Raw genomic sequence first — 24,804 nt, forward strand, 5'->3', positions numbered from 1 at the left:
CCGTCCGCAGACCAGCGCCGCGGTTGCTCCAGTATCGCCTACCGCGGCGCCCGCGACCCCCCGTCGCCGCCGACTGGCAGAATCGACGACCATGACCACCGCGCACGCGCTGATTCCCGTCAAGGCCCTGGGCCTGGCGAAGTCGCGGCTCGCGCATGTTCTCGATCCCGGCGACCGAGCCGCGCTGGTGCTCGCGATGCTCGCCGACACCCTGCACGCGGCGCTGGCGGTCGAGGGGCTCGCCGTCACCGTCATCACCACCGACGCCGACGTCGCCGCGCTCGCCCTCGGCGCGGGTGCGCACACGCTCGCCGATCCCCCGGTCGCCGACACGGCCGGCGCCTCCGTGGGTCCCGGCCCCTCCGATCCCACCTCCCTCGATCCCGCCTCCCTCGATCCCGCCTCCCTCGATCCACTGAATACTGCGCTCGCCGCCGCCGCCCACCGGGTGCGCTCCCGCGAGCCGGGCGTGGATCTGATCGCGCTGCACGCGGACCTGCCGGCGCTGCGGCCCGCCGAACTGTCCGCGGCGCTCTCCGCGGCCCGCGAGGCCGGCCGGGCGGTCGTCGTGGACCACACCGGCACCGGCACCTCGGCGCTGCTGCACTGCACGCCCGACCCACTCGACCCGCTGTTCGGCCCTGATTCGGCGCACCGTCACGTGCGGGCGGGCGCCCACCCCCTGACCGGGGACTGGCCCGGACTGCGGCTCGACGTCGACACCGTCGCCGACCTCGAGGCCGCGACGGCGCAGGGTGTCGGGCCCGCGACGGCGTCGGTGCTGACACGGATCGGATGGCCGATGCCTGTTCGTCATCCCGACTTCGGGTGACGGACGCCGACGGATTGTCCGCCGTTCCGAAACTGAGGGATGATCGACGTGTGAACCACGGCGATTCCACGGACCAGCGCATCGACACCGACCCTCCCGGGTTCGCCGGGGCATCCGGCGACGGCGGAGGCGGCCTCGACGGTGCGACCGCTACCCGTTCGGCCTCGGCGCCGAGCGCCCCACCTGCCGCCACGACGCTGCAGGCCGTCGCCGACAGTCTGCCCGCGGACCGCTACCTCAATCGCGAACTGAGCTGGCTCGACTTCAACGCGCGGGTGCTCGCGCTGGCCGAGGACACGTCCCTGCCGCTGCTCGAACGCGCCAAGTTCCTCGCCATCTTCGCTTCGAATCTCGACGAGTTCTACATGGTGCGCGTCGCCGGCCTCAAGCGCCGCGCCGAGACGGGATTGTCGGTCCGCTCCGCCGACGGGCTGTCGCCACGAGCGCAACTCGCGCTCATCGCGCGCAGCACCCAGGAGATCGCGCGCCGCCACTCCCTCGTCTTCCTCGACTCGGTCCTGCCCGCCCTGACTGCCGAAGGTATTTCGATCATCCGGTGGGACGATCTGGCGGACGACGAGAAACAGCGTCTGACCGCGCACTTCGCCGAACAGGTGTTCCCGGTTCTGACCCCGCTCGCGGTCGATCCGGCGCACCCGTTCCCGTACATCAGCGGCCTGAGCCTCAACCTTGCTGTCACCGTGAAGGATCGCCAGTCCGCCGGCGAGCACTTCGCCCGGGTCAAGGTGCCCGACAACGTCGACCGCTTCGTGCGGGTCCGCCGGGACGACTCGCCGGAGGGGATCGACGCGTTCCTTCCGCTCGAGGAACTCATCGCGGCCCACCTCGACGTGCTGTTCCCCGGCATGGAAATCGTCGAGCACCATGCCTTCCGGGTCACCCGCAACGCCGACTTCGAGGTCGAGGAGGACCGCGACGAGGACCTCCTGCAGGCACTCGAGCGGGAACTCGCCCGTCGCCGTTTCGGTTCCCCGGTGCGCCTCGAGGTCGCCGACGACATGACCGAGCACATGCTCGAACTGCTGCTGCGCGAACTGGACGTCGATCCCGCCGACGTGGTGCAGTTGCCGGGACTGCTGGACCTGTCGAGTCTGTGGCAGGTGCACGGCGTCGACCGGCCCGACCTCAAGGACCGGCCGTTCGTGCCGGCCACCCACCCCGCCTTCGGCGAACGCGAGACCCCCAAGAGCGTGTTCTCGACGCTGCGCGAGGGCGACGTGCTGGTGCACCACCCCTACGATTCCTTCTCCACCAGCGTGCAACGGTTCATCGAGCAGGCCGCAGCCGACAGCCAGGTGCTCGCTATCAAGCAGACCCTCTACCGCACCTCGGGTGACTCCCCCATCGTCAACGCGCTGATCGCCGCGGCGGAAGCCGGCAAGCAGGTGGTGGCACTGGTGGAGATCAAGGCCCGCTTCGACGAACAGGCGAACATCAAGTGGGCCCGCAAGCTGGAACAGGCCGGCGTGCATGTGGTGTACGGCCTGGTGGGACTCAAGACCCACTGCAAGACGTGTCTCGTGGTCCGCCGTGAGGGCTCGCTCATCCGCCGCTACTGCCACATCGGCACCGGCAACTACAACCCGAAGACTGCGCGCCTGTACGAGGACGTCGGTCTGCTCACCGCCGCACCGGAGATCGGCGCGGACCTGACCGATCTGTTCAACACGCTCACCGGGTACTCGCGCAAGGCGAAGTACCGCAACCTGCTCGTCGCCCCGCACGGGGTGCGGTCGGGCATCATCGAACGGATCGACACCGAGATCGAGCACCACGAGGCCGGACGCGACGCCCGGATCCGGCTGAAGGCCAATGCGCTCGTCGACGAACAGGTCATCGACGCGCTGTACCGCGCCTCCCGGGCCGGGGTACCGGTGGAGATCGTCGTGCGCGGCATCTGCGCGCTCAAGCCCGGAGTACCGGGCCTCAGTGAGAACATCACGGTGCGCTCCATTCTCGGGCGGTTCCTGGAGCACTCGCGCATCCTGCATTTCCGGGCGGCCGACGAGATCTGGATCGGCAGCGCGGACATGATGCACCGCAATCTCGATCGCCGGGTGGAGGTGATGGCCCAGGTGAAGGACCCCCGGCTCGCTGCGCAACTCGACTCGATCTTCGAGTCGGCGCTCGATCCGGCGACCCGGTGCTGGACGTTGCGGGCCGACGGCACCTGGCTCGCGTCGCCGGCACCGGGAACCGCCGCCCGCGACCACCAAGAAGAGTTCATGCGTAGCCGCAGCTCCTGATCGGAAGGATGTCGGTGTCCCCCGTTTCCGACAACGCAATGCGAGCCAACATCTTCGCCGCCGGAGCCGTCCTGTGGCGGAGGAACCCGACCGCCCGGAACCGTTTCGAGGTAGCCGTCGTGCACCGGCCGCGATACGACGACTGGTCCTTCCCCAAGGGCAAACTCGATCCCGGCGAGACAGCCGTCGTCGCCGCCGTACGCGAGATCGAGGAGGAGACCGGCATTTCGGCACGCCTCGGCCGGTATCTCGGCAAGGTCACCTACCCGGTTCCGGGACACCGGAAGCTCAAGCGGGTGGACTACTGGGCCGCCGCGGAACGCAGCGGCCGGTTCGTCCCCAACGACGAGGTCGACGAGCTGCGCTGGCTCGCACCCGACGACGCCTTCGCGGCCCTGTCGTACCCGATGGACCATACGGTGCTGCGGCGCTTCCAGACCCTGCCGCCGGACACGGCGACGGTGCTGATCGTGCGGCACGGGAAGGCCGGCAGCCGCAAGAACCATCGCGGCGACGACCGGCACCGGCCTCTCGACGCGGCGGGCCGCGCCCAGGCCCAGGCCCTCGTTCCCCAACTGCTCGCGTTCGGCGCGGACAGTGTGGTCGCCGCGGACCGGGTGCGCTGTGTGCAGACCGTGCAGCCGCTCGCGGACCGGCTCGGGGTCGAGATCGCCGTCGAGACCTCCCTGACCGAAGAGGAATACGGCGCCGACCCGCAACTCGGACGCAAGCGAGCGCTCGAACTCGCCCAGCGCGGCGGCGTGCCGGTGATCTGCAGTCAGGGCAAGGTGATTCCGGACCTCGTGCGATGGTGGGCCGAGCACGACGGGGTGGTCGCGCCGAACACGCGCAACCGGAAGGGCAGCACCTGGGTCCTGTCGCTGGCCGGTGACCGGCTCGTCGCAGTGGACCACATCGACAGTCCACTGCCCCCTACCCCCGCCTGAACGCACGTCGGCGGCCATCGAGGGAAAACCCCCGATGGCCGCCGAACGGACGGATCCGGGCGGTAGCGCCACGCTCGGCGGCGCCCCTTCTCGGCGACGGTCTTCCGGACCCGCGCCGTGCCGGAATTGCTACTTCTTGGCGGCGGTCTTGCGGGCCGGCGCCTTCTTGGCCGCGGTGGTCTTCTTCGCCGCGGTGGTCTTCTTCGCCGCGGTGGTCTTCTTGGCCGCGGTGGTCTTGGCCGGAGCCTTGGCCGCCGTGGTCTTCTTCGCCGCGGTGGTCTTCTTGGCCGCGGTGGTCTTGGCCGGAGCCTTGGCCGCCGTGGTCTTCTTCGCCGCGGTGGTCTTCTTCGCCGCGGTGGTCTTGGCCGGAGCCTTGGCCGCCGTGGTCTTCTTCGCCGCGGTGGTCTTCTTCGCCGCGGTGGTCTTGGCCGGAGCCTTGGCCGCCGTGGTCTTCTTCGCCGGAGCGGCCTTGGCGGCAGTCTTCTTCGCCGCCGCGGTCTTCTTGGCGGCCGTCTTCTTCGCCGCCGCGGTCTTCTTGGCGGCGGCAGCCGCGCCGCGCTTGACGGCCGGACCCGTCGCGGGGAGCTTCTGCGAACCGGCGATGACCGCCTTGAACTGTGCGCCGGGGCGGAATGCCGGCACCGACGTCGGCTTGACCTTCACGGTCTCGCCCGTACGCGGGTTGCGGGCGACCCGGGCGGCGCGGCGGCGCTGCTCGAAGACACCGAATCCGGTGATGGTGACGCTCTTGCCCGAGTGCACTGCACGCACGATCGCGTCGACCATGTGCTCCACGGCCGCCGTTGCTGTGCGCCTGTCCGAACCGAGTTTCTCGGTCAGAACATCGATCAGCTCTGCCTTGTTCATTGCATTCCTCCGCACATTACGGTCCACCGTCAGACCGACTCGAGTCCACGGTAGACCCGCAAACGGGCAAGAGTCTATGTGCCACGCCAATTCTCATGCAAATTACCGGCGGGCCGGATCCGGGCGTCCGCCGGATCCGGCCCGCCGAGGCCCGATTCGAAGGCTCGATCAGGGTGCCGGGAGGGTGCGTGGTTTCCAAGAAGGCCTTGCATTTTCGTACTCGGAAATCGCGTCTACCTGGCGCAACGTGAGTCCGATGTCGTCGAGACCCTCCAACAGCCGCCACCGGGTGTAGTCGTCAATGCCGAACGGCACCACGGTGGTTCCGGCGGTCACGGTACGAGCTTCGAGATCGACCTCGAGCTCCAGTCCCGGCTGCTGTTCGATGAGCTTCCAGAGCAATTCGACGTCCGGTTGTTCGACCTGAGCGGCCAGCAATCCGGCCTTGCCGGCGTTGCCCCGGAAGATGTCGGCGAAGCGGGACGAGATGACGACGCGGAAACCGTAGTCGGACAGCGCCCACACGGCGTGCTCGCGCGAGGATCCGGTGCCGAAGTCCGGCCCGGCCACCAGGACGCTGCCCCGGTCGAACGGCGGGGTGTTCAGCACGAAGGCCGGATCCGTGCGCCAGGCGGCAAACAGCCCGTCCTCGAATCCGGTTCGAGTGACCCGCTTCAGGTACACCGCGGGGATGATCTGATCGGTGTCGACGTTCGACCGGCGCAGCGGAACGCCGATTCCCTTGTGAGTGGTGAAGGCTTCCATCGAAAATTCTCCTTCGGTCCCGTGACCTAGTCCAGATCCGCCGGAGCGGAGAGAGTGCCGCGCACCGCAGTCGCCGCCGCGACCTGAGGCGAGACGAGGTGGGTGCGTCCGCCCTTGCCTTGGCGGCCTTCGAAGTTCCGGTTCGAGGTCGAAGCGCAGCGCTCACCCGGCGCCAACTGGTCCGGGTTCATGCCCAGGCACATCGAGCAGCCCGCCTGGCGCCATTCCGCCCCTGCGGCCGTGAATATCTCGCCGAGACCTTCGGCTTCGGCTTGGGCACGAACGCGCATCGATCCGGGCACGACGAGCATTCGGACACCGTCGGCGACCGAGCGGCCCCGCAGGACGTCGGCGACGGCCCGCAGATCCTCGATCCGGCCGTTGGTGCACGACCCGACGAAGACGGTGTCGACGGGCACCTCCCGCAGCGGGGTCCCGGGTTCGAGTCCCATGTACCGCAGTGCCTTCTCGGCCGCGAGACGCTCGCTCTCGTCTGCCATCGCCGCCGGATCGGGCACCGACGAACCGAGGGGCGCGCCCTGACCCGGGTTGGTGCCCCATGTGACGAAGGGCGTCAGGGCCGACCCGTCGATGCGGACCTCGGCGTCGAAAACCGCATCCTCGTCGGTCTTCAACTGTTCCCACGCCGCTACCGCGGCGTCCCAGTCCGCGCCCTGGGGCGCGTGCGGACGACCCTTCAGGAACTCGTAGGTGGTCTCGTCCGGTGCGATCATCCCGGCCCGGGCGCCCGCTTCGATGGACATGTTGCAGATGGTCATCCGCGCTTCCATCGAGAGCTTCCGGATGGCCTCGCCGCGGTACTCGAGCACGTAGCCCTGGCCGCCGCCGGTGCCGATCTCGGCGATGACCGCGAGGATCAGGTCCTTGCTCGAGACGCCGGGGGGCAGTTCGCCGTCGACGGTGATCGCCATCGTCTTGAACGGGCGCAGCGAAAGCGTCTGGGTCGCCAGCACATGCTCGACCTCACTGGTGCCGATGCCCATCGCCAGGGCACCGAAGGCGCCGTGGGTGGAGGTGTGGCTGTCGCCGCACACCACGGTCGTGCCCGGCTGCGTCAGTCCGAGTTGCGGTCCGACGACATGGACGATCCCCTGCTCCACGTCCCCCATCGGGTGCAGCCGGATGCCGAATTCCTCACAGTTGCGGCGCAACGTCTCGACCTGGGTGCGTGAGACAGGGTCGGCGATGGGCTTGTCGATGTCGACCGTGGGGACGTTGTGGTCCTCGGTCGCGATGGTCAGGTCCGGGCGCCGCACGGGCCGATTCGCCAGCCGCAGGCCGTCGAACGCCTGCGGGCTCGTGACCTCGTGCACGAGATGCAGATCGATGTAGATCAGGTCCGGCTGCCGTGCCGCACCCTCTCCCGTACCGCGCACGACCACATGCTGGTCCCACACCTTCTCCGCCAGAGTCTTTCCAGCCATCTTCTCCACCTGTCGTACGTGACGAACGCGGTTCCCGTTCTCGGGCTGTCCCGGGCCGCGAATACTGTCGTCCCCGCCGGTTTCCGCGTGGGCTATGCTTCCCATTATGCGAGACGGAGGTATCGACCTATGAGACAGCATAGCGGGATCGGAGTGCTGGACAAAGCCATGGCGGTCCTCCACGCGGTGGCCCAGCAACCGTGCAACCTGACCGAACTGTGCGCTCGCACCGGACTACCCCGCGCCACCGCGCACCGTCTCGCGGTCGGGCTCGAAGTGCACCGGCTGCTCGCGCGCGACGGTGACGGCCAGTGGCGCCCGGGCCCCGGCCTGGCCGAACTGTCCGCGGGCGCGGGCGACCCACTCGTCGATGCCGCCTCGCTCGTTCTCCCACGGCTACGCGAGATCACCGGCGAGAGCGTGCAGTTGTACCGGCGGGAGGGCACGCACCGGGTGTGCGTCGCCGCCCTCGAACCACCGACCGGTCTGCGCGACACCGTCCTCGTGGGCGCGAGACTGCCGATGACCGCCGGGTCCGGCGCGCGGGTCCTGCTCGCCTGGGCCGACGCCGCGACGCAGCGGGCGATCCTGCCGGAGGCGGCATTCGGCGAACGGGTGCTCGCCGAGGTGCGTCGGCGCGGCTGGGCGCAGAGCGTCGCCGAGCGAGAACCCGGCGTGGCCTCGGTGGCCGCACCGGTACGCGATGCCTCCGGCTCGGTCGTCGCCGCGATCTCCGTCTCGGGACCCGTCGACCGGATGGGCCGCCGGCCCGGAGCACGGTGGGCCGCGGATCTGCTCGCGGCCGCCGACGCCCTGCACAAGCGACTCTAGAAGGCTGTCGCATCCGCCGACTCGTGTGCCACAGTGCACGCATGGGAACCCACCAGCGCGCACAGATCACGATGACCGACGCCGAGATCGGCGACTTCCTCGCACGCAGCCGCGTCGCGACGATGGCGACGGTCGGCCCCGGCGGCCTCCCCCACCTGGTCGCGATGTGGTACGCGGTGCTCGACGGCGAGATCTGGTTCGAAACCAAGCTGAAGTCGCAGAAGGCGGTCAATCTGCGGCGGGACAACCGGATCAGCGCGCTCGTCGAAGACGGCCACACGTACGACACGCTGCGCGGGGTCTCACTGGAGGGACACGCCGAAACGGTCGAGGACCGGGACGTGCTGTTCGCGGTGTGCCGCAGCGTGTGGGAACGCTACACCGGCCCCTACACCGCGGAACTGCGACCCGCGATCGAGCAGATGATGCACAAGCGCGTTGCGGTGCGAGTCGTCGCGGAACGGGTCCGGTCCTGGGACCATCGGAAACTCGGACTGCCGGCGATGCCGATCGGCGGCAGCACCGCGCCGTACCTGCTCGAGGAGCTGGAAAACCGGACGACAGACGTAGGGCTGCCGAGTTAGATTTCCGATGTCCCGGCCGAGTACCGGGCGGGGGAAGGGAGACAGCGGTGAACGACCCGAACGGGAAGCGGATCGCGGAGCAGTTCCGCGCAGCCCTCGAACGCAAGAATCAGCACGCCCGCCACGGCACGGACCATCTCGACGGGAGGGCCAAGGCGCAGGCGCCGCACGGCAGCGCCGACCACCGCCGCAATTTCCGGCGCAAGAGCGGATGACGAGTACAGAACGACGAAGGTCCCTGCCGATCCGTGGATCGGCAGGGACCTTCGCGTGGTAGCCCCGACGGGATTTGAACCCGCGCTACCGCCTTGAGAGGGCGGCGTCCTAGGCCGCTAGACGACGGGGCCAGGAACTTTCACTGCTCGGAGAAGAACACCCTTCGACCTCGCGATCGAAGGATCTTCCGTGGTAGCCCCGACGGGATTTGAACCCGCGCTACCGCCTTGAGAGGGCGGCGTCCTAGGCCGCTAGACGACGGGGCCAGGAACTTCTTCTCCGTGCTCCCCCACCTTGCGGCGGAGGCTCAGCCAGCTTAACCGGCCGAGGCTCGGTGACAAAATCACCGGGCAGACGCTGGGGTACCAGGACTCGAACCTAGAATGGCTGAACCAGAATCAGCTGTGTTGCCAATTACACCATACCCCAATGGCTTGTTCCGGAGACCCGCCTCGCGGCGCTGCGGCCTCCGTTCCGAACCGAGAAGAAGGTTAGCACCATCGGTGCCCCCAATAACAAATCGCCTGGTCAAGCCGGGTGATGTGTCACCTGGGCCGGCCGCGGGAGGGCTCGCGGCCGGCCCGTGCACGACTCAGACCGTGCGAGCGCGGGCGGCACGAAGCCGTGCCAGCGAGACGTCCCGGCCGAGCAGTTCCATCGACTCGTACAGCGGCGGACTGATGTGCGATCCCGTGAGGGCCACGCGCACCGGCGCGAAGGCCTTGCGGGGCTTGAGGCCGAGCTCGTCGATCAGCGCGGCCTTGAGGGCCTCTTCGAGGGCCGCCGCCTTCCACTCGGTCACGCCGCCGGCCGCAGCGATCGTCGCATCGAGCACGGGTGCGGCGTCGGGGCCGAGGTTCTTGGCTGCGGCCGCCTCGTCGAGCACGAAGTCGGCCTCGTCGACGTAGAGGAACTTCAGCAGGTCCCACGCGTCCGACAACACCACGATGCGGGTCTGGACCAGCTCGGCCGCCTCCGCGAACCGGGCGCTGTCGACATCCGCGCCGATGCGGCCGTGCTCCACGAGGAACGACTTCAGCCGTGCCGTGAAGTCGGCCGGTTCGAGCAGCCGGATGTGCTCGGCGTTGATGGCGTCGGCCTTCTTCTGATCGAACCGCGCCGGGTTCGAGTTGACCTTGCCGATGTCGAAGGCGGCCACCATCTCGTCGAGCGAGAAGACGTCACGGTCGTCGGCCAGTCCCCAGCCGAGGAGCGCGAGGTAGTTGAGGAGCCCCTCGGCGATGAAGCCGCGGTCGCGGTGGATGAACAGATTGGACTCGGGGTCGCGCTTGGAGAGCTTCTTGTTGCCCTGCCCCATCACGAACGGCAGGTGACCGAACTCGGGCGTGAAATCGGTCACGCCGATGCGCTGCAGCGCCTCGTAGAGGGCGAGCTGACGCGGCGTCGACGAGAGCAGGTCTTCGCCGCGCAGCACGTGGGTGATCCGCATGAGGGCATCGTCCACGGGGTTGACCAGCGTGTAGAGCGGGATGCCGTTGCCGCGGGTCAGCGCGAAGTCGGGCACGGTGCCGGCCTTGAACGTGGTCTCACCGCGCACCAGATCGTTCCAGACCAGGTCGTGATCGGGCATGCGCAGGCGCACCACAGGCTTACGCCCCTCCTCGCGATACGCCTGCCGCTGCTCGGCGGTCAGATCGCGGTCGTAGTTGTCGTAGCCGAGCTTCGGGTCGCGGCCGGCAGCGCGGTGGCGTGCCTCGACCTCCTCCGGCGTGGAGAACGACTCGTACGCCTCGCCTGCGTCGAGCAGCCGGGCGACGACGTCGAGGTGCAGGTCGCGCCGCTGCGACTGCCGGTACGGCTCGTACGGGCCGCCCACCTCGGGGCCCTCGTCCCAGTCGAGCCCGAGCCACCGGAGCGCGTCGAGGATCGCCTGGTACGACTCCTCGGTGTCGCGGGCGGCGTCGGTGTCCTCGATGCGGAACACGAAGGTGCCGCCGTGGTGACGGGCGAAAGCCCAGTTGAACAGGGCGGTGCGCACGAGGCCCACGTGCGGGGTTCCGGTCGGGGACGGACAGAAACGAACGCGTACTTCGCTGTTGGTCATGGCTCACTCGGGTCGAGGGATCGAAAAGACCCCTCCAGGCTAGTCCCGACCGGTCGCGAAGCCGCGGCCTACCTGCGCTTGGCGGTCACCGGGTTCGTCAGCGTGCCGATGCCCTCGACGGTGATCGAGACGGTGTCGCCGTCGACGATCGGTCCGACGCCCTCCGGGGTGCCGGTGAGGATCACATCGCCCGGCAACAGGGTCATCACCGCCGAGACCCACTCGATCAGCTTCGGAATGTCGTGCACCATCAACGACGTTCGGCTGCGCTGACGCGTCTGTCCGTCGACCTGCGCGGTGATCTCGAGATCCGTGGGATCGATGTCCGTCTCGATCCAGGGCCCGAGGGGGCAGAACGTGTCGTGTCCCTTGGCTCGCGTCCACTGTCCGTCCTGCTGCTGATGGTCACGCGCCGAGACGTCGTTGGCCACCGTGTAGCCGAGGACCACGTCTTGCGCCTTCGCAGCCGGAACGTCCTTGCAGGGACGGCCGATGACGACGGCGAGTTCGGCCTCGTGGTGGACGAGGTTGCTGCTCGGCGGGAGCACGATCGGCGCCCCCGGGCCGACGATGGAGGTGTTCGGCTTGAGGAAGATCACCGGCTCGTCGGGGACCTCGTTGCCGGACTCGGCCGCGTGGGCGGCGTAGTTGCGGCCGACGCAGACCACCTTGCTCGCCAGGATCGGCGCAAGGAGCCGGACGTCGGCGAGCGGCCAGCTGCGGCCGGTGAAGGTCGGGGTGCCGAAAGGATGTTCGGCGATCTCCTTCGCGATCGCGGCGTCCCCCTCCCCCTCGATGCTGACGAAGGCGACACCGTCCGGGCTGGCAATTCGACCAAGGCGCATGCCGGGGAGTCTATCCGTGCGGCCGCCCGCGGCCCTGCGGACCACGTCGCGCAGGTATAGGCTCCCACGCAGAAGTTCATTCTACGGGATTATCGTTTCAGATAGTGAGACAACATGACGGTTCGGGACATCGGCGCGCGGCGCTGGGTCATCCTGGCGCTCGGCGTGTTCGCGCAGGCGGCTCAGGCGGTCCTCGTCAACGGCGCCGCCTTCCTCATCCCCACGCTCCACGAGGATTGGGGCCTCACGCTCGCGCAAGCCGGAACACTTTCCGCTGCACCGATATTCGGAGTCGTCTTCAGTCTCGTTGCATGGGGTGCCCTTGCCGACCGGTACGGCGAGCGGCGGGTCCTGGCCGCAGGACTCGCACTGGCCGCGGCGGCTGCGGCGGCGGCCGGTGTCAGCGGGACAGCGCCGATGCTCGCGCTCATGCTGGCCCTCGGCGGCGCCGCCGCAGCGAGTGCCAACGCCGCGAGCGGTCGCGTCGTCGTCGGCTGGTTCCCACCGCACCAGCGCGGTCTCGCCATGGGGATCCGGCAGATGTCGTTACCCCTCGGCGTCGCCGTCGCCGCGCTGACAATTCCCCCGCTCGCACGCGACCACGGAATCGGCGCTGCGCTGGCCTTCTCCGCGGTGGTCTGCGCCGCCGCGGCGGTCGCGTGCGCGATCGGCATCGTCGATCCACCGCGGCCGGAACGCGGCCGGGCCGCCGAACTCGGCCTGCTCGACAACCCCTATCGGGCCGGGCGGTCGCTGCAGCGGATCCACGCGGCGTCGGTGCTGCTGGTGGTGCCGCAGTACGTGGTGTGGACCTACGCGCTGGTGTGGCTGATCTCCGAGCGCGGCTGGGCCGAGTCCGCGGCGGGCCTGGTCATCACCGCCGCGCAGTTTCTCGGTGCACTCGGCCGCGTCGGCGCGGGGATGTGGTCCGACCGGGCCGGCAGCCGCCTGCGGCCGCTACGCATCGTGGCGCTGTCGGTGGTGCTGTCCATGGCCGTGTTCGCCGCCGCCGCACTCACCGATTCGGCGGTGGCCGTCGCGCTCCTGATCGTGGCTTCGGTGACGACGGTGGCGCCGAACGGGCTGGCTTTCACCGCGGTCGCCGAGATCGCGGGACCGTTCTGGGGCGGCCGCGCGCTCGGCATCCAGAACACCGGCCAGTTCGTTGCAGCGGCGTGCGTGGGACCCGCTTTCGGCGGACTCATCGCGCTGGCCGGCTTCCCCGCGGCGTTCGCGCTGGCCGCGCTGATCCCCGCCGCCGCGGTACCGCTGGTCCCCCGCACCTGAGCCGGTGCGGCCTTCCGGGCTCTCCGGGAGGCCGCACCGGGACGGGGTCAGAGGGCGGCAGCGATGCGGTCGCCGACCTCCGTCGTCACGATCGGACCCGTGCCGCGGGCGGCGAGGTCCGCCTCGACCGCACGCTCGACCCGGGTCGCCTCGTCCGCCCGGCCGAGGTGGCGCAGCAGCAGGGCGACCGACAGGATCGCCGCGGTCGGGTCGGCGATGCCCTTGCCCGCGATGTCCGGGGCGCTGCCGTGGACCGGCTCGAACATCGACGGGTTGGTGCCGGAGGCGTCGATATTGCCGCTGGCCGCCAGCCCGATGCCACCGGTGACCGCACCGGCGAGATCGGTGACGATGTCGCCGAACAGGTTGTCGGTCACGATCACGTCGAACCGGCCCGGGTCGTCGACCATGTAGATGGTGGCGGCGTCGATGTGGCAGTAGGCCGTCTCGACGTCCGGGTACTGCGCACCCACCGTCTCGACCGCACGCGTCCAGATGGCACCGGCGTTGGAAAGCACGTTGGTCTTGTGGATCAGGGTCAGGTGCTTGCGGCGACTCTGTGCGAGCTCGAAGGCGTAACGCACGACGCGTTCGGCTCCGAACCAGGTGTTGATCGAGACCTCGGTGGCGATCTCGTGGGGGGTGCCGACGCGGATGGCACCGCCGTTGCCGGTGTAGGGGCCCTCGGTGCCCTCCCGCACCACGACGAAGTCGATTTCCGGCTGCGCCGCGAGCGGCGACTTCGCCCCCGGGTACAACCGCGACGGCCGCAGATTGACATGGTGATCGAGCGCGAACCGCATGTTCAGCAGCAGCCCCCGCTCCAGCACGCCCGGGGTGACGGAGGGGTCGCCGATGGCGCCGAGCAGGATTGCGTCGTGCGCGCGGATCGCCGCCAGGTCGGCGTCCGGGAGCAGTTCCCCGGTGGCGTTGTACCGCCGGGCACCGAGGTCGTACTCGGTGGTCTCGAGGTCGGGGACCAGCCTTCCGAGGACCTTGAGGGCCTCTGCCGTGACCTCGACACCGATGCCGTCACCGGGGATGACCGCTAGCTTCATGGACACACTCTCTTCCTCTTCGCGACGACGGCCGCGACCGTGTTCGACGATCGCGGCCATCGGGTACAGCGGGGGTGGTTCAGGACAGGTCGACCTGCGCGACGCGGGCGTCGAGCTGCTCCACGATCTGCGCGATCTCGGCGTCGCCGACGACCCGGTCGACCCGCAGGATCACCGTGGCGCCGGGTCCTTCGACGTCCTGGCTCAAGGCCGCCGCCTGGATGTCGATCCCGGCGTTGCCGAGGACCGTGCCGAGGACCCCGAGCACGCCCGGGCGGTCCTCGTAGTGGACGACGAGGTTATGGCCCTCGGCACGCAGGTCGAAGCTGCGGCCGTTGATGTTGACGATCTTCTCGATCTGCTGCAGGCCGGTCAGCGCACCGGTGACCGTGGTGACGAGTCCGTCGGCGGCCACGGCGCGGACCTCCACTGCGCTGCGGTGCGTCGAGGCCTCGCTGTGCTTGTCGACCTCCACACTCACGCCGCGCTGTTCGGCGAGGGCGGGGGCGTTGACGAAGGTGACCGGCTCGTCGCTGCTGGCGGAGAACAGGCCGCGCAGTGCCGCAAGGCCCAGGATCTCGACGTTCTCTGCGGACAGCTCACCGCTGGCGACGACCTGCACGTTCTGCACGGCCTCGGGCGACAGCGTGCCGGCGATCAGACCCAGCTTGCGCACGAGCTCGAGCCACGGTGCGACCTCCTCGCCGACCGGGCCGCCGGAGACGTTCACGGCGTCCGGGACGAACTCGCCGGCCAGGGCCAGCAGCACACTCTTGGCGACGTCGGTGCCGGCGCGGTCCTGGGCCTCGGTCGTGGAGGCGCCGAGGTGCGGGGTGACGACGGTGTTGTCGAGGTCGAACAGCTTCGAGTCCGTGCAGGGTTCGGAGTGGAAGACGTCGAGGCCGGCGGCGCGAACCTTGCCGGAGACGAGGGCGTCGTGGAGGGCGTCCTCGTCGATGAGGCCACCGCGGGCGGCGTTGACGATGATGACGCCGTCCTTGGCCCGCGCGAGCCGCTCGGCGTTGATCAGGCCTGCCGTCTCCTTGGTCTTGGGCAGGTGCACGGAGATGAAGTCGGCGCGCTCGATCAGCTCGTCGATGTCGACCAGTTCGATCCCGAGCTGGGCGGCGCGGGCCGGCGGCAGATAGGGGTCGTAGGCGATGACGTGGGTCTCGAAGGCGGCGAGGCGCTGCGCGAACAGCTGTCCGATCCGGCCCAGGCCGACGACGCCGACGGTCTTGCCCAGGATCTCGGTGCCGTTGAAGCTCGACCGCTTCCAGGTGCGCTCACGCAACGTGCGGTCGGCGGCGGGGATCTGCCGCGCCGTGGCCATCAGCAGCGCCACGGCGTGCTCGGCAGCCGAATGGATGTTCGACGTCGGCGCGTTGACGACCATCACACCGCGTTCGGTGGCGGCCGGGATGTCGACGTTGTCGAGGCCGACGCCGGCGCGACCGACGATCTTCAGCTTCGTGGCGGCGGCGAGGACCTCGGCGTCGACCGTGGTCGCCGAACGGACCAGCAGGGCGTCCGCCTCGGGCACCGCCGCGAGCAGCGCGGGACGGTCCGGGCCGTCGACCCAGCGCACCTCGACGCCGTCACCGAGCGCATCGACGGTCGACTGCGCCAGCTTGTCGGCGATCAGGACAACGGGACGGCCATTCTGGCTCACGTGCGAACTCCCCTGTGGTTGGTTTGTCTGACGGGTCGTCGACGGCGCCGCACCCCGAGGTGCGCGAAGCGGCCGTGACCCGGCTCAGTTTAGTGCGTACGTGTCGCTTCCGGACCGCCACCCTGCGAGCCGCAGTGGATTTCGCGGCGGGCGCGCCGCCCCCGGGAACGCCCGATCGGCGGCACGCGCCGGCCGGCACCGGCCCCGGGAGCTCAGCGCCGGCGATTCCTCCTGCGCGGCAGCGACTTCGGCGCGCGACCGGTGGTGTGATCGGGGTTACCGCGCGGCGCGGATCCCGGGGACGGCGACGACGCGCGGTGCCGGAACGCGACGACCGCTGTCCGCACAGTGGGATAGAAGCGGTCCGGGGTGAACCGGTCCCCCACTCCGAACTGCACGAGCCGGTCCTTGATGGGGCCTTTCATGGCGGCGAAGGCCAGGTGGATCTTCTTGCCGGCCAGGTACCGGTCCAGGTCGACGAGTTCGTCGACGGCGGTGGTGTCGAGCCCGGTGATCGGTTCGGCAGCGATCACGACCCATTCGACCGGCTCGGGCGATTTCGCAACCAGCGAGCGGACGTAGTCGTCGAAGATCGAACCGTTGGCGAAGAACAGCGGGGCGTCGAACCGCACGAGCAGCAGACCGGGGATGCGATGCCCTTCGGGGTGACGGTTGATGTCGTGGAAGCCCGCGACGCGGGTCAGCTCGACGAGCTCGGTGCGGTACGGCGACCATGCGTGCCACACTACGGCGACGAACGAGAGCCCGATGGCGACGAGAATCCCCTCCAGGACCCCGACGAGCGCCACCCCGAGGAAGGCCGCCGCCGCGAGACCGGCCTCGAGCCGGCTCATCCGCCACATGCGGATCACCCCGCGCACGTCGATGAGGGCCGACGCCGCGACCAGCACGACCGCCGCGAGTGTCGCCTCGGGCAGATAGGCGGTCACGCCGGGCGCGAGCAGCACGAACAGCAGGACAGCGACGGCACCGACCACTCCGACGAGCTGGGTGCGGGCACCGTTCTGCTCGGCGACGGGCGTGCGGGACGAGCTGGCCGAGATGGGGAATCCCCCGAGCAGACCGGTCGCGACATTGGCGGCGCCGATGGCCTTCATCTCGGTACTGCCGTCCACGTCGTCGCCGCGACGGGCCGCGAAGGTCCGCGAGAGCACCCCCGTGTCCGCGAACGCGATGAGCGCGATGCCGGCTGCCGGGCCGAGCAGAGCGAGCACGTCTTTCCAGCTCACCGCGGCCACGGCAGGTGCCGGCAACCCGGACGGCAGCGCGCCGACCATGGCGATCTGCTCCGTCAGGCCGAGCAGCGAGGACACCACACACGCTCCGGCCACCGCGACCAGGACACCCGGGATGCGCGCCCGCAGGAGTCGGAACGCCACGATCACCGCCAGGGACGCCACACCGACGGCGGTGGCGACGGGGTCGACGTCACCCGCGGCGACCGCCCGGACGATCGCGGCGAGGTCCTGAGCCAGCCCCGGTTCGTCGATCGCGAAGCCGAACAGTGTCGGCAGCTGCCCGACCACGACGACCAGCGCGATGCCGTTGAGGTAGCCGAGCCTGATGGGTTTGGACAGCAGTTCGGTGACGAAACCGAGCCGCAGGAAGCCGGCGACGACGAGGATCACGCCCACGAGCAGGGCCAGGACTCCCGCGAGGGCGAGGGCTTCCTGTGGATCGCCCGTCGCGGCGAGCGGGAGCACCGCCGCGGCGATGAGCGGGGCGAGGGCCGAATCGGGGCCGAGCACAAGCACTTTCGACGGCCCGAGCAGGGCGTACACCAGCATCGGGACGATCGTGGCGTACAACCCGGCGTAGGCGGGCAACCCGGCCGCCGTCGCGTAACCCATGCCCGCGGGAACGAGCAGCGCGGTGAGCGCCAGGCCGGCGGTGAAGTCGGGGCGCAGCCACTCCCGCCGGTAGGTGCGCGCCGCGACGACCCCCGGCAGCTTTCCCAGACCCCAGGACATCAGGGCATTATCCACCCGCGAACGCCGACGGCCCGGCACCACAGCGGTGCCGGGCCGTCGAAGCGGCGGGATCCGATCAGGCGGTCTCGGTGATCGGCCGGTCCACCCAGCTCATCAGGTCGCGCAGCTGCTTGCCGACGACCTCGATGCCGTGCTCGGCGTTCTTCTTGCGCAGGCCCTCGAGCTCCTTGTTGCCACCCTCGACGTTGGCGACGAGACGCTTGACGAAGGTGCCGTCCTGGATGTCCTTCAGGATCTCCTTCATGCGCTCCTTGGTGCCGGCGTCGATGACGCGCGGGCCGGAGAGGTAGCCGCCGAACTCCGCGGTGTCGGACACCGAGTAGTTCATGCGGGCGATGCCACCCTCGTACATGAGGTCGACGATGAGCTTGAGCTCGTGGAGAACCTCGAAGTAGGCCATCTCGGGGGCGTAGCCCGCCTCGACCATGACGTCGAAGCCGGTCTTGACCAGTTCCTCGGTGCCACCGCAGAGGACGGCCTGCTCACCGAACAGGTCGGTCTCGGTCTCTTCCTTGAAGGTGGTCTTGATGACGCCGGCGCGGGTGCCGCCGATGCCCTTGGCGTAGGACAGCGCCAGCGCCTGGCCCTCGCCCTTCGGGTCCTGGTGCACGGCGATGAGCGCGGGCACACCCTTGCCGTCGACGAACTGCCGGCGCACGAGGTGGCCGGGGCCCTTGGGGGCGACCATGGCGACCGTGACGTTCTCCGGCGCCTCGATGAGACCGAAGTGGATGTTGAGGCCGTGGCCGAAGAACAGCGCGTCGCCGTCCTTCAGGTTGGGCTCGATGTCGTTCTTGAAGATCGACGCCTGCGCGGTGTCGGGCGCGAGCACCATGATGACGTCGGCCCACTCCGAGACCTCGGCGGGGGTACCGACGGTGAGGCCGGCCTCCTCGGCCTTGGCCCGCGACTTCGAGCCTTCCTTCAGGCCGATGCGCACCTCGACGCCGGAGTCGCGCAGGCTCAGCGAGTGCGCGTGTCCCTGGCTGCCGTAGCCGATCACCGCGACCTTGCGGCCCTGGATGATCGACAGATCGGCGTCGTCGTCGTAGAACATCTCGACTGCCACAGTTGTTACCTCTCTCAGCAAATAAGGGTGTGTTCAGGCTAACGGGTGGCCGTGATCGACTTCGGACCGCGTCCGACCGCGACGACCCCGGACTGCACGATCTCGCGGATGCCGTAGGGCTCGAGCATCCGCAGCAGGGCGTCGAGCTTGGAGCGGGTACCGGTGGCCTCGATGGTGAGCGATTCGGGTGAGACGTCGATCACCTTGGCGCGGAACAGATTCACCGTCTCGATGACCTGCGTGCGCACGCTCGCGTCCGCCCGCACCTTGATCAGCAGCAGCTCGCGGGCGACCGAGGCGTCCTCTTCCTGCTCGACGATCTTGATGACGTTGACGAGCTTGTTGAGCTGCTTGGTCACCTGCTCGAGCGGAAACTCCTCGACGGTCACGACGATCGTCATCCGGGAGATCTCCGGGATCTCGGTGCCGCCCACCGCGAGGGACTCGATGTTGAACCCGCGGCGGGAGAACAGGCTCGCCACGCGGGCCAGCACGCCCGGCTTGTCCTCGACGAGAACGCTGAGGGTGTGACTGGTGCTCACTGACGATCCTCTCCTGGTGCTGCGGCACCGCGCTGTTCCGGGTGCCGCTCGTGCTCGAGTGCCTCGTGGATGACGGCCGGCTCCGCGGCGGCCTCGTCCTCGTCGAAGAGCGGACGGATGCCCCGCGCCGCCATGATCTCGTCGTTGCTGGTACCGGCGGCGACCATCGGCCACACCTGGGCGTCCTGACCGACGATGAAGTCGATGACGACCGGCCGGTCGTCGATGGACTGCGCCCGGCGGATCGCCTCCTCGACGTCCTCCTCGCGCTCGACCCGGATGCCGACACAGCCGAGAGCCTCGGCCAGCTTGACGAAGTCGGGGATGCGCAGGGTGTGGGTGGACAGATCGGTGTTCGAGTACCGCTCCTCGTAGAACAGCGTCTGCCACTGCCGGACCATGCCGAGGTTGCCGTTGTTGATGAGCGCGACCTTGATCGGCACGCCCTCGACCGCGCAGGTCGCCAGCTCCTGGTTCGTCATCTGGAAACAACCGTCACCGTCGATGGCCCACACCTCGGCGTCGGGCACACCCATCTTGGCGCCCATGGCCGCCGGCACGGCGTAGCCCATGGTGCCCAGCCCACCGGAGTTGAGCCAGGTGCGCGGCTTCTCGTAGTCGATGAACTGCGCGGCCCACATCTGGTGCTGCCCGACGCCGGCGCAGTAGATGGCGTCCGGTCCGGCGAGCTTGCCGACCATCTGGATCACGTACTCCGGCGAGAGCATGCCGTCGGCCGGCCGGTCGTAGCTGAGCGGGTAGGTGCGCCGGATCCCGTCGAGGTACTCCCACCACTGGGCGTAGTCGAGCGTGGTACCCGTCGCGAGATCCGCCCGGATCGCCTCGATCAGCTCGACGATCACTTCCTTGCAGTCACCCACGATCGGCACGTCGGCGTGCCGGTTCTTGCCGATCTCGGCCGGGTCGATGTCCGCGTGGATGACCTTCGCGTCGGGCGCGAACGAGTCGAGCTGACCGGTGACGCGGTCGTCGAACCGCGCACCGAGCGTGATCAGCAGATCGGACCGCTGGAGGGCGGCGACCGCCGCGACGGTGCCGTGCATGCCGGGCATGCCGCAGTTGAGCTGATGGGTGTCGGGGAAGGCGCCGCGGGCCATCAGGGTCGTGACGACCGGGATGCCGGTGAGCTCGGCCAGCTCGAGCAGCTCCGGAGAGGCCTCCGCCTTGATGACGCCGCCGCCGATGTACAGCACGGGCGACTTCGCCTCGGCGATCAGGCGGGCAGCCTCACGAACCTGCTTGCCGTGCGGCTTGGTGACGGGACGGTAGCCGGGCAGGTGCATCTCCGGCGGCCAGCTGAAGGTGGTCTGGGCCTGCAGGATGTCCTTCGGGATGTCCACCAGGACGGCACCGGGACGGCCGGAGGCGGCGAGGTAGAACGCCTCGGCGAGGACGCGGGGGATCTCGGCGCCGTCGGTCACGAGGAAGTTGTGCTTGGTGACGGGCATGGTGATGCCCGAGATGTCGGCTTCCTGGAAGGCGTCGGTGCCGATCAGACCGCGGCCGACCTGACCCGTGATCGCCACGACGGGAACGGAGTCCATCTGCGCGTCGGCGAGCGGCGTGACGAGGTTCGTGGCACCGGGGCCGGAGGTGGCCATGCACACGCCGACCTTGCCGGAGGCCTGGGCGTATCCGGTCGCGGCGTGGCCGGCGCCCTGTTCGTGGCGGACCAGCACGTGCCGGACCTTCCGCGAGTCGAACAGCGGATCGTAGACGGGAAGGATCGCACCGCCCGGAATGCCGAAGACCGTGTCGACGTCGAGCTCCTCGAGAGCTCGGACCACCGACTGGGCGCCGGTGACCCGCTCGGGGGCGACCTGGCGTCGGGTACCGGGCTGGGCGGCCGCGGCCGCGGGCGACGGGGCTGCGGCCCCGGGCTTGCGCGGCGACGGTTGAGGCCTTGCGGTTGGTGCGCTCACAGCGATTCCTCTGGTTCTGGCTCCGGGCAACAAAAAACCCCCGTCAGCAGTATCTGCTGTACGAGGGTGGCGCGTCGTGGGCGAGTTGCGAGAAGCGGCTCAGGCGACGACGCGCCGGCCGATTACGAGCAACCCATTCTGATTCACGCGCTCGACGGTAGGCGCGCGAACGTCGGACAGTCAACTTGGTTCGGTCACCTGTCCCAGAATGTGAGATGCCTCGGCTGCGATGGGAAGATGGTGAGGTGTCATCTCCACAGCAGCCCGTGCCACCACGCCCATCATCCCATACGGCGGAACAGCAGCCGCAGGTCATCCAGATTTCCCGGCTCGCGCTGCTCGCGTGCGGGTTCGTGCTGCTCGGAGTGGCCTCCCCGGCCCTGGCCTGGCCCGCCGCGTTCGGCTGGATGGTGGTGATCCCGTTCCTCGTCGCCGCGTGGGTGCTGCGGGTGCGCACCGTCGTCGGCCCCGAAGGCATCACGGCCCGATCCGCGTTCTCCACCCGGACGCTCGCCTGGGACGAGCTCGACGGCCTGCGGTTCCCCAAGCGGGGCTGGGCACGCGCCCGCCGCACCGACGGCACCGAGGTCCCCCTCCCGGTCGTCACGTTCGGCCGCCTCCCCCAGCTCGCCGCCGGCAGCGGCGGTCGCATCACCGACCCGTACGCCGCCGCGCACGACGCCCAGGCGCGGGAACAGGCCACGGACACCGAGCCGGACGCGGACGTCGAGTCGAAATAGCACACGGGTAGATTCGACGTCGCCCAGGCCCGCTCCCGCCCCGCCCGGGGGGAGCCCGGCCCCCGGTGTCGCCGCGCCCGCGCAGCACGCAGCCCGAAGAGCCCTAGCCCCCGAGGAATCCGATGCCCCCGTTGAGGTCACGCACCACCACCGCCGGACGCAATGCCGCCGGGGCCCGCGCCCTGTGGCGTGCCACCGGCATGACCGACTCCGACTTCGGCAAACCGATCGTCGCGATCGCGAACTCCTACACGCAGTTCGTGCCCGGCCACGTGCACCTCAAGGACGTCGGCGACATCGTCGCCGAGGCGGTCCGGGCCGCGGGCGGTGTACCGCGCGAGTTCCACACCATCGCCGTCGACGACGGCATCGCCATGGGGCACGGCGGCATGCTGTACTCCCTGCCCAGCCGCGAGATCATCGCCGATTCGGTGGAATACATGGTCAACGCGCACACCGCCGACGCGCTGGTGTGCATCTCCAACTGCGACAAGATCACGCCGGGCATGCTCAACGCTGCGATGCGCCTGAACATCCCGACGGTGTTCGTCTCGGGCGGTCCGATGGAGGCGGGCAAGGCGGTGGTCGTCGGCGGTGTCGCGCAGGCCCCCACCGACCTGATCACGGCGATCTCGGCGTCGGCCAACGACGCCGTCACCGACGAGGGCCTCGACGAGGTCGAGCGCAGCGCCTGCCCGACGTGCGGGTCGTGCTCGGGCATGTTCACCGCGAACTCGATGAACTGCCTGACCGAGGCGCTCGGACTGGCACTGCCCGGCAACGGCTCGACGCTGGCCACCCACGCGGCACGCCGCGCGCTGTTCGAGCGGGCCGGGACCACGGTCGTCGAGGCGGCGTTGCGCTGGTACCGGGACGAGGACGCGTCGGTCCTGCCGCGCAACATCGCCTCCCCCGCCGCGTTCCGGAACGCCATGGCGCTCGACGTCGCGATGGGCGGCTCGACCAACACCGTGCTGCACACGCTCGCCGCCGCGCAGGAGGGCGAGGTCGACTTCGACCTCACCACGATCGACGCGATCAGCCGCAAGGTGCCGTGCCTGTCGAAGGTCTCCCCGAACTCGGACTACCACATGGAGGACGTCCACCGGGCCGGCGGCATCCCGGCGATCCTCGGCGAGCTGCGCCGCGGCGGCCTGCTCGAGACGGACGTGACCACGGTCCACACCGCGAGCTTCGACGAGTGGCTCGACACGTGGGACATCCGTTCCGGTAAGGCCTCCGACGAGGCGATCGAGCTGTTCCACGCGGCACCCGGCGGCGTCCGCACGACCGAGCCCTTCTCCACCGACAACCGCTGGTCGTCGCTGGACACCGACGCCGCAGGCGGCTGCATCCGGGACGTCGAGCACGCCTACACCGTCGAGGGTGGACTCGTCGTCCTGCGCGGCAACCTCGCCCCGGACGGTGCGATCCTCAAGACCGCCGGCATCGACGAGGATCTGTTCACCTTCGAGGGCCCGGCGCTCGTCGTCGAGTCGCAGGAGGAGGCCGTCTCGGTGATCCTCGGCAAGAAGGTGCAGCCCGGTGACGTGGTGGTGGTCCGCTACGAGGGACCCGCCGGCGGCCCCGGCATGCAGGAGATGCTGCACCCCACCGCATTCCTCAAGGGCGCGGGCCTGGGCAAGCAGTGCGCCCTGATCACCGACGGCCGCTTCTCCGGTGGCACCTCGGGGCTGTCGATCGGGCACATCTCGCCCGAAGCTGCGTCCGGTGGTGTGATCGGTCTGCTCGAGAACGGCGACCGGATCCGGATCGACGTTCCCTCCCGCACCCTCGAGGTCCTCGTCGACGACGCCGTTCTCGCCGAGCGGCGCGCCAAGATGGAGGCGTCGGAGCGGCCGTGGCAGCCGGTCGACCGGCAGCGCACGGTCACCACCGCGCTGCGCGCCTACGCCGCGTTGGCCACCTCGGCCGACAAGGGCGCCGTCCGCCAGGTGCCGTAGGCACCGGTGTGTCCTTCGGGCTGCCCCGGCAGCCCGAAGGACACACCGGCCGCGTCAGCGGCCGAACAGCCAGAGGCAGACCCCGCCGGCGACGCCGAGCAGCAGTGCGACGAAGGAGCCGAGGAACGGCCGGGTCGCCCAGCCTCGGGTGCCGTCGATCGCGATGCGCCCCGGGCCGGTCAGGACGATCACCGCCGCGGTGGCCGCGAGCAGGGTCTCGTACTCGACCCCGTCCGGTGCGAAGTACTGCAGTCCCGGCTCGGCGGACTGCCGGAACAGCCACGCGTTGATCATGATCGCCAGCACGGCGGCGGCGGCGAGCGGGGTGAGCAGGCCGAGGATCAGCAGCGCTCCGGCCGCCACCTCCCCCACCGCACCGAGCACCGCGAGCAGAGCCGGACGCTGGTAGCCGGCGTTGGCGAGCATCGCCTCGAACCCGTCCATACCGGGACCGCCCCACAGCCCGGTCAGCTTCTGCAGCCCGTGCACCACCATGGTGGCGCCGACGACCAACCGCAGCACGAGCAGCCCCAGGTCCAGGCTGCCGCGACGCGCCTTCGCCGGACCGGTCGAGGCCCCCTCCTCCACGCCGACGGCAGCCGCGGTCGCGCCGCCCGGCTCGTACCGGTACAGCTGTTCGGTGGGCGCGACGCCGGAGTCGTCGTAGCCGTACTGCGCCGGTCGGTCGAAGGCGGAGTTGTCGAGGTCGAGGTCGTCGTCGGATTCGAGCATCGACGAACGGGGACGCCGCAGCTCCAGCGTGGGTTCGTCGTAGGGACTCGACACCGGCTCCGCGGCATTGTGCGGCGTCGGCTCCGGAAGGTGGTCTTTCGCCTTGTCGGTCACCGGACCA

Annotated in this window: 21 protein-coding genes and 3 tRNA genes; 9 read left to right on the plus strand and 15 right to left on the minus strand. The window is 69.7% G+C overall.

The window, feature by feature from the left end; translation table 11 throughout:
- The first annotated feature begins 91 nt into the window (after positions 1 to 91).
- From cofC to ACM26Y_RS15420, 3 genes are read left to right on the plus strand one after another with little or no spacing between them, the layout of a single operon-like run.
- A complete protein-coding gene (gene cofC / locus ACM26Y_RS15410) occupies positions 92 to 832 on the plus strand; it encodes a 2-phospho-L-lactate guanylyltransferase (protein WP_416061306.1) in 741 nt (246 codons plus the stop codon).
- A 50-nt stretch (positions 833 to 882) separates the two neighbouring features.
- Positions 883 to 3,099 (plus strand): RNA degradosome polyphosphate kinase, encoded by a 2,217-nt coding sequence (locus ACM26Y_RS15415; protein WP_416061307.1) that lies wholly within the window; start codon positions 883 to 885, stop codon positions 3,097 to 3,099.
- Positions 3,100 to 3,107: 8 nt separating this feature from the next.
- The gene (locus ACM26Y_RS15420; protein WP_289380757.1) at positions 3,108 to 4,046 is read left to right on the plus strand and encodes an NUDIX hydrolase; all 939 of its coding nucleotides are present in this window, start codon (positions 3,108 to 3,110) and stop codon (positions 4,044 to 4,046) included.
- Positions 4,047 to 4,175: 129 nt separating this feature from the next.
- Here ACM26Y_RS15420 and ACM26Y_RS15425 read toward each other — a convergent pair whose 3' ends face one another.
- The 3 genes from ACM26Y_RS15425 to leuC form a co-directional block, all read right to left on the minus strand.
- Complete coding sequence (locus tag ACM26Y_RS15425) at positions 4,176 to 4,913, minus strand: HU family DNA-binding protein (RefSeq protein WP_289380756.1); 738 nt, start codon at positions 4,911 to 4,913, stop codon at positions 4,176 to 4,178.
- A 168-nt stretch (positions 4,914 to 5,081) separates the two neighbouring features.
- Positions 5,082 to 5,678 (minus strand): 3-isopropylmalate dehydratase small subunit, encoded by a 597-nt coding sequence (leuD, locus tag ACM26Y_RS15430; RefSeq protein ID WP_003937002.1) that lies wholly within the window; start codon positions 5,676 to 5,678, stop codon positions 5,082 to 5,084.
- A 26-nt stretch (positions 5,679 to 5,704) separates the two neighbouring features.
- On the minus strand, positions 5,705 to 7,132 hold the full coding sequence (gene leuC, locus ACM26Y_RS15435; RefSeq protein WP_003937001.1) for a 3-isopropylmalate dehydratase large subunit: 1,428 nt from the start codon (positions 7,130 to 7,132) through the stop codon (positions 5,705 to 5,707).
- 120 nt (positions 7,133 to 7,252) lie between these two features.
- On the opposite strand from leuC, the gene ACM26Y_RS15440 reads away from it, so the two are divergent.
- Genes ACM26Y_RS15440 through ACM26Y_RS15450 form a run of 3 tightly spaced genes read left to right on the plus strand, consistent with a single transcriptional unit; the run spans position 7,253 to position 8,753 of the window.
- Complete coding sequence (locus ACM26Y_RS15440) at positions 7,253 to 7,954, plus strand: IclR family transcriptional regulator (protein WP_003937000.1); 702 nt, start codon at positions 7,253 to 7,255, stop codon at positions 7,952 to 7,954.
- A 41-nt stretch (positions 7,955 to 7,995) separates the two neighbouring features.
- Positions 7,996 to 8,538, plus strand: a complete 543-nt coding sequence (locus ACM26Y_RS15445; protein WP_416061308.1) for a pyridoxamine 5'-phosphate oxidase family protein — start codon at positions 7,996 to 7,998, stop codon at positions 8,536 to 8,538.
- Between the two features lie 47 nt (positions 8,539 to 8,585).
- Positions 8,586 to 8,753 (plus strand): DUF5302 domain-containing protein, encoded by a 168-nt coding sequence (locus tag ACM26Y_RS15450; RefSeq protein ID WP_003936998.1) that lies wholly within the window; start codon positions 8,586 to 8,588, stop codon positions 8,751 to 8,753.
- Between the two features lie 56 nt (positions 8,754 to 8,809).
- Here the strand turns inward: ACM26Y_RS15450 and ACM26Y_RS15455 are convergent.
- The 5 genes from ACM26Y_RS15455 to ACM26Y_RS15475 form a co-directional block, all read right to left on the minus strand.
- Positions 8,810 to 8,885, minus strand: a tRNA-Glu gene (locus ACM26Y_RS15455).
- A gap of 59 nt (positions 8,886 to 8,944) precedes the next feature.
- A tRNA-Glu gene (locus ACM26Y_RS15460) sits at positions 8,945 to 9,020 on the minus strand.
- A gap of 91 nt (positions 9,021 to 9,111) precedes the next feature.
- Positions 9,112 to 9,183, minus strand: a tRNA-Gln gene (locus ACM26Y_RS15465).
- Positions 9,184 to 9,346: 163 nt separating this feature from the next.
- Entirely contained in the window at positions 9,347 to 10,819 is a 1,473-nt protein-coding gene (gene gltX / locus ACM26Y_RS15470) for a glutamate--tRNA ligase (protein ID WP_416061309.1), read from the minus strand.
- Positions 10,820 to 10,887: 68 nt separating this feature from the next.
- Complete coding sequence (locus ACM26Y_RS15475; RefSeq protein ID WP_054373634.1) at positions 10,888 to 11,664, minus strand: fumarylacetoacetate hydrolase family protein; 777 nt, start codon at positions 11,662 to 11,664, stop codon at positions 10,888 to 10,890.
- A 114-nt stretch (positions 11,665 to 11,778) separates the two neighbouring features.
- Between ACM26Y_RS15475 and ACM26Y_RS15480 the strand changes: the two genes are divergently transcribed.
- Positions 11,779 to 12,951, plus strand: coding sequence for an MFS transporter (locus ACM26Y_RS15480; protein WP_054373635.1), 1,173 nt, complete (start codon positions 11,779 to 11,781; stop codon positions 12,949 to 12,951).
- A gap of 47 nt (positions 12,952 to 12,998) precedes the next feature.
- On the opposite strand, the gene ACM26Y_RS15485 is transcribed toward ACM26Y_RS15480, so the two are convergent.
- From ACM26Y_RS15485 to ACM26Y_RS15510, 6 genes are all read right to left on the minus strand, one after another.
- Positions 12,999 to 14,009, minus strand: coding sequence for a 3-isopropylmalate dehydrogenase (locus tag ACM26Y_RS15485; protein ID WP_003936994.1), 1,011 nt, complete (start codon positions 14,007 to 14,009; stop codon positions 12,999 to 13,001).
- A gap of 79 nt (positions 14,010 to 14,088) precedes the next feature.
- A complete protein-coding gene (serA, locus tag ACM26Y_RS15490; protein WP_054373636.1) occupies positions 14,089 to 15,681 on the minus strand; it encodes a phosphoglycerate dehydrogenase in 1,593 nt (530 codons plus the stop codon).
- A gap of 212 nt (positions 15,682 to 15,893) precedes the next feature.
- Positions 15,894 to 17,672, minus strand: a complete 1,779-nt coding sequence (locus ACM26Y_RS15495; RefSeq protein ID WP_416061310.1) for a SulP family inorganic anion transporter — start codon at positions 17,670 to 17,672, stop codon at positions 15,894 to 15,896.
- Between the two features lie 76 nt (positions 17,673 to 17,748).
- The gene (gene ilvC, locus ACM26Y_RS15500) at positions 17,749 to 18,750 is read right to left on the minus strand and encodes a ketol-acid reductoisomerase (protein WP_289380760.1); all 1,002 of its coding nucleotides are present in this window, start codon (positions 18,748 to 18,750) and stop codon (positions 17,749 to 17,751) included.
- Positions 18,751 to 18,800: 50 nt separating this feature from the next.
- Positions 18,801 to 19,304 (minus strand): acetolactate synthase small subunit, encoded by a 504-nt coding sequence (gene ilvN, locus ACM26Y_RS15505; protein WP_003936990.1) that lies wholly within the window; start codon positions 19,302 to 19,304, stop codon positions 18,801 to 18,803.
- Positions 19,301 to 21,247 carry an acetolactate synthase large subunit gene (locus ACM26Y_RS15510; protein WP_081005260.1) on the minus strand — a complete coding sequence of 649 codons (1,947 nt, stop codon included), beginning with the start codon at positions 21,245 to 21,247 and terminating at the stop codon, positions 19,301 to 19,303. Before ACM26Y_RS15510 ends, ilvN begins: the two co-directional genes overlap by 4 nt.
- 266 nt (positions 21,248 to 21,513) lie before the next feature.
- Between ACM26Y_RS15510 and ACM26Y_RS15515 the strand changes: the two genes are divergently transcribed.
- Together ACM26Y_RS15515 and ilvD are read left to right on the plus strand one after the other, a co-directional pair.
- Positions 21,514 to 21,987, plus strand: coding sequence for a PH domain-containing protein (locus tag ACM26Y_RS15515; RefSeq protein ID WP_040782613.1), 474 nt, complete (start codon positions 21,514 to 21,516; stop codon positions 21,985 to 21,987).
- Positions 21,988 to 22,109: 122 nt separating this feature from the next.
- Positions 22,110 to 23,951 (plus strand): dihydroxy-acid dehydratase, encoded by a 1,842-nt coding sequence (ilvD, locus tag ACM26Y_RS15520; RefSeq protein ID WP_416061311.1) that lies wholly within the window; start codon positions 22,110 to 22,112, stop codon positions 23,949 to 23,951.
- A 54-nt stretch (positions 23,952 to 24,005) separates the two neighbouring features.
- Here ilvD and ACM26Y_RS15525 read toward each other — a convergent pair whose 3' ends face one another.
- Positions 24,006 to 24,797, minus strand: a complete 792-nt coding sequence (locus ACM26Y_RS15525; protein WP_416061312.1) for a DoxX family protein — start codon at positions 24,795 to 24,797, stop codon at positions 24,006 to 24,008.
- Positions 24,798 to 24,804: the final 7 nt, after the last annotated feature.

This window comes from Rhodococcus indonesiensis, from assembly GCF_047782815.1.
GTDB classification, from domain to species: Bacteria; Actinomycetota; Actinomycetes; order Mycobacteriales; family Mycobacteriaceae; genus Rhodococcus; species Rhodococcus indonesiensis.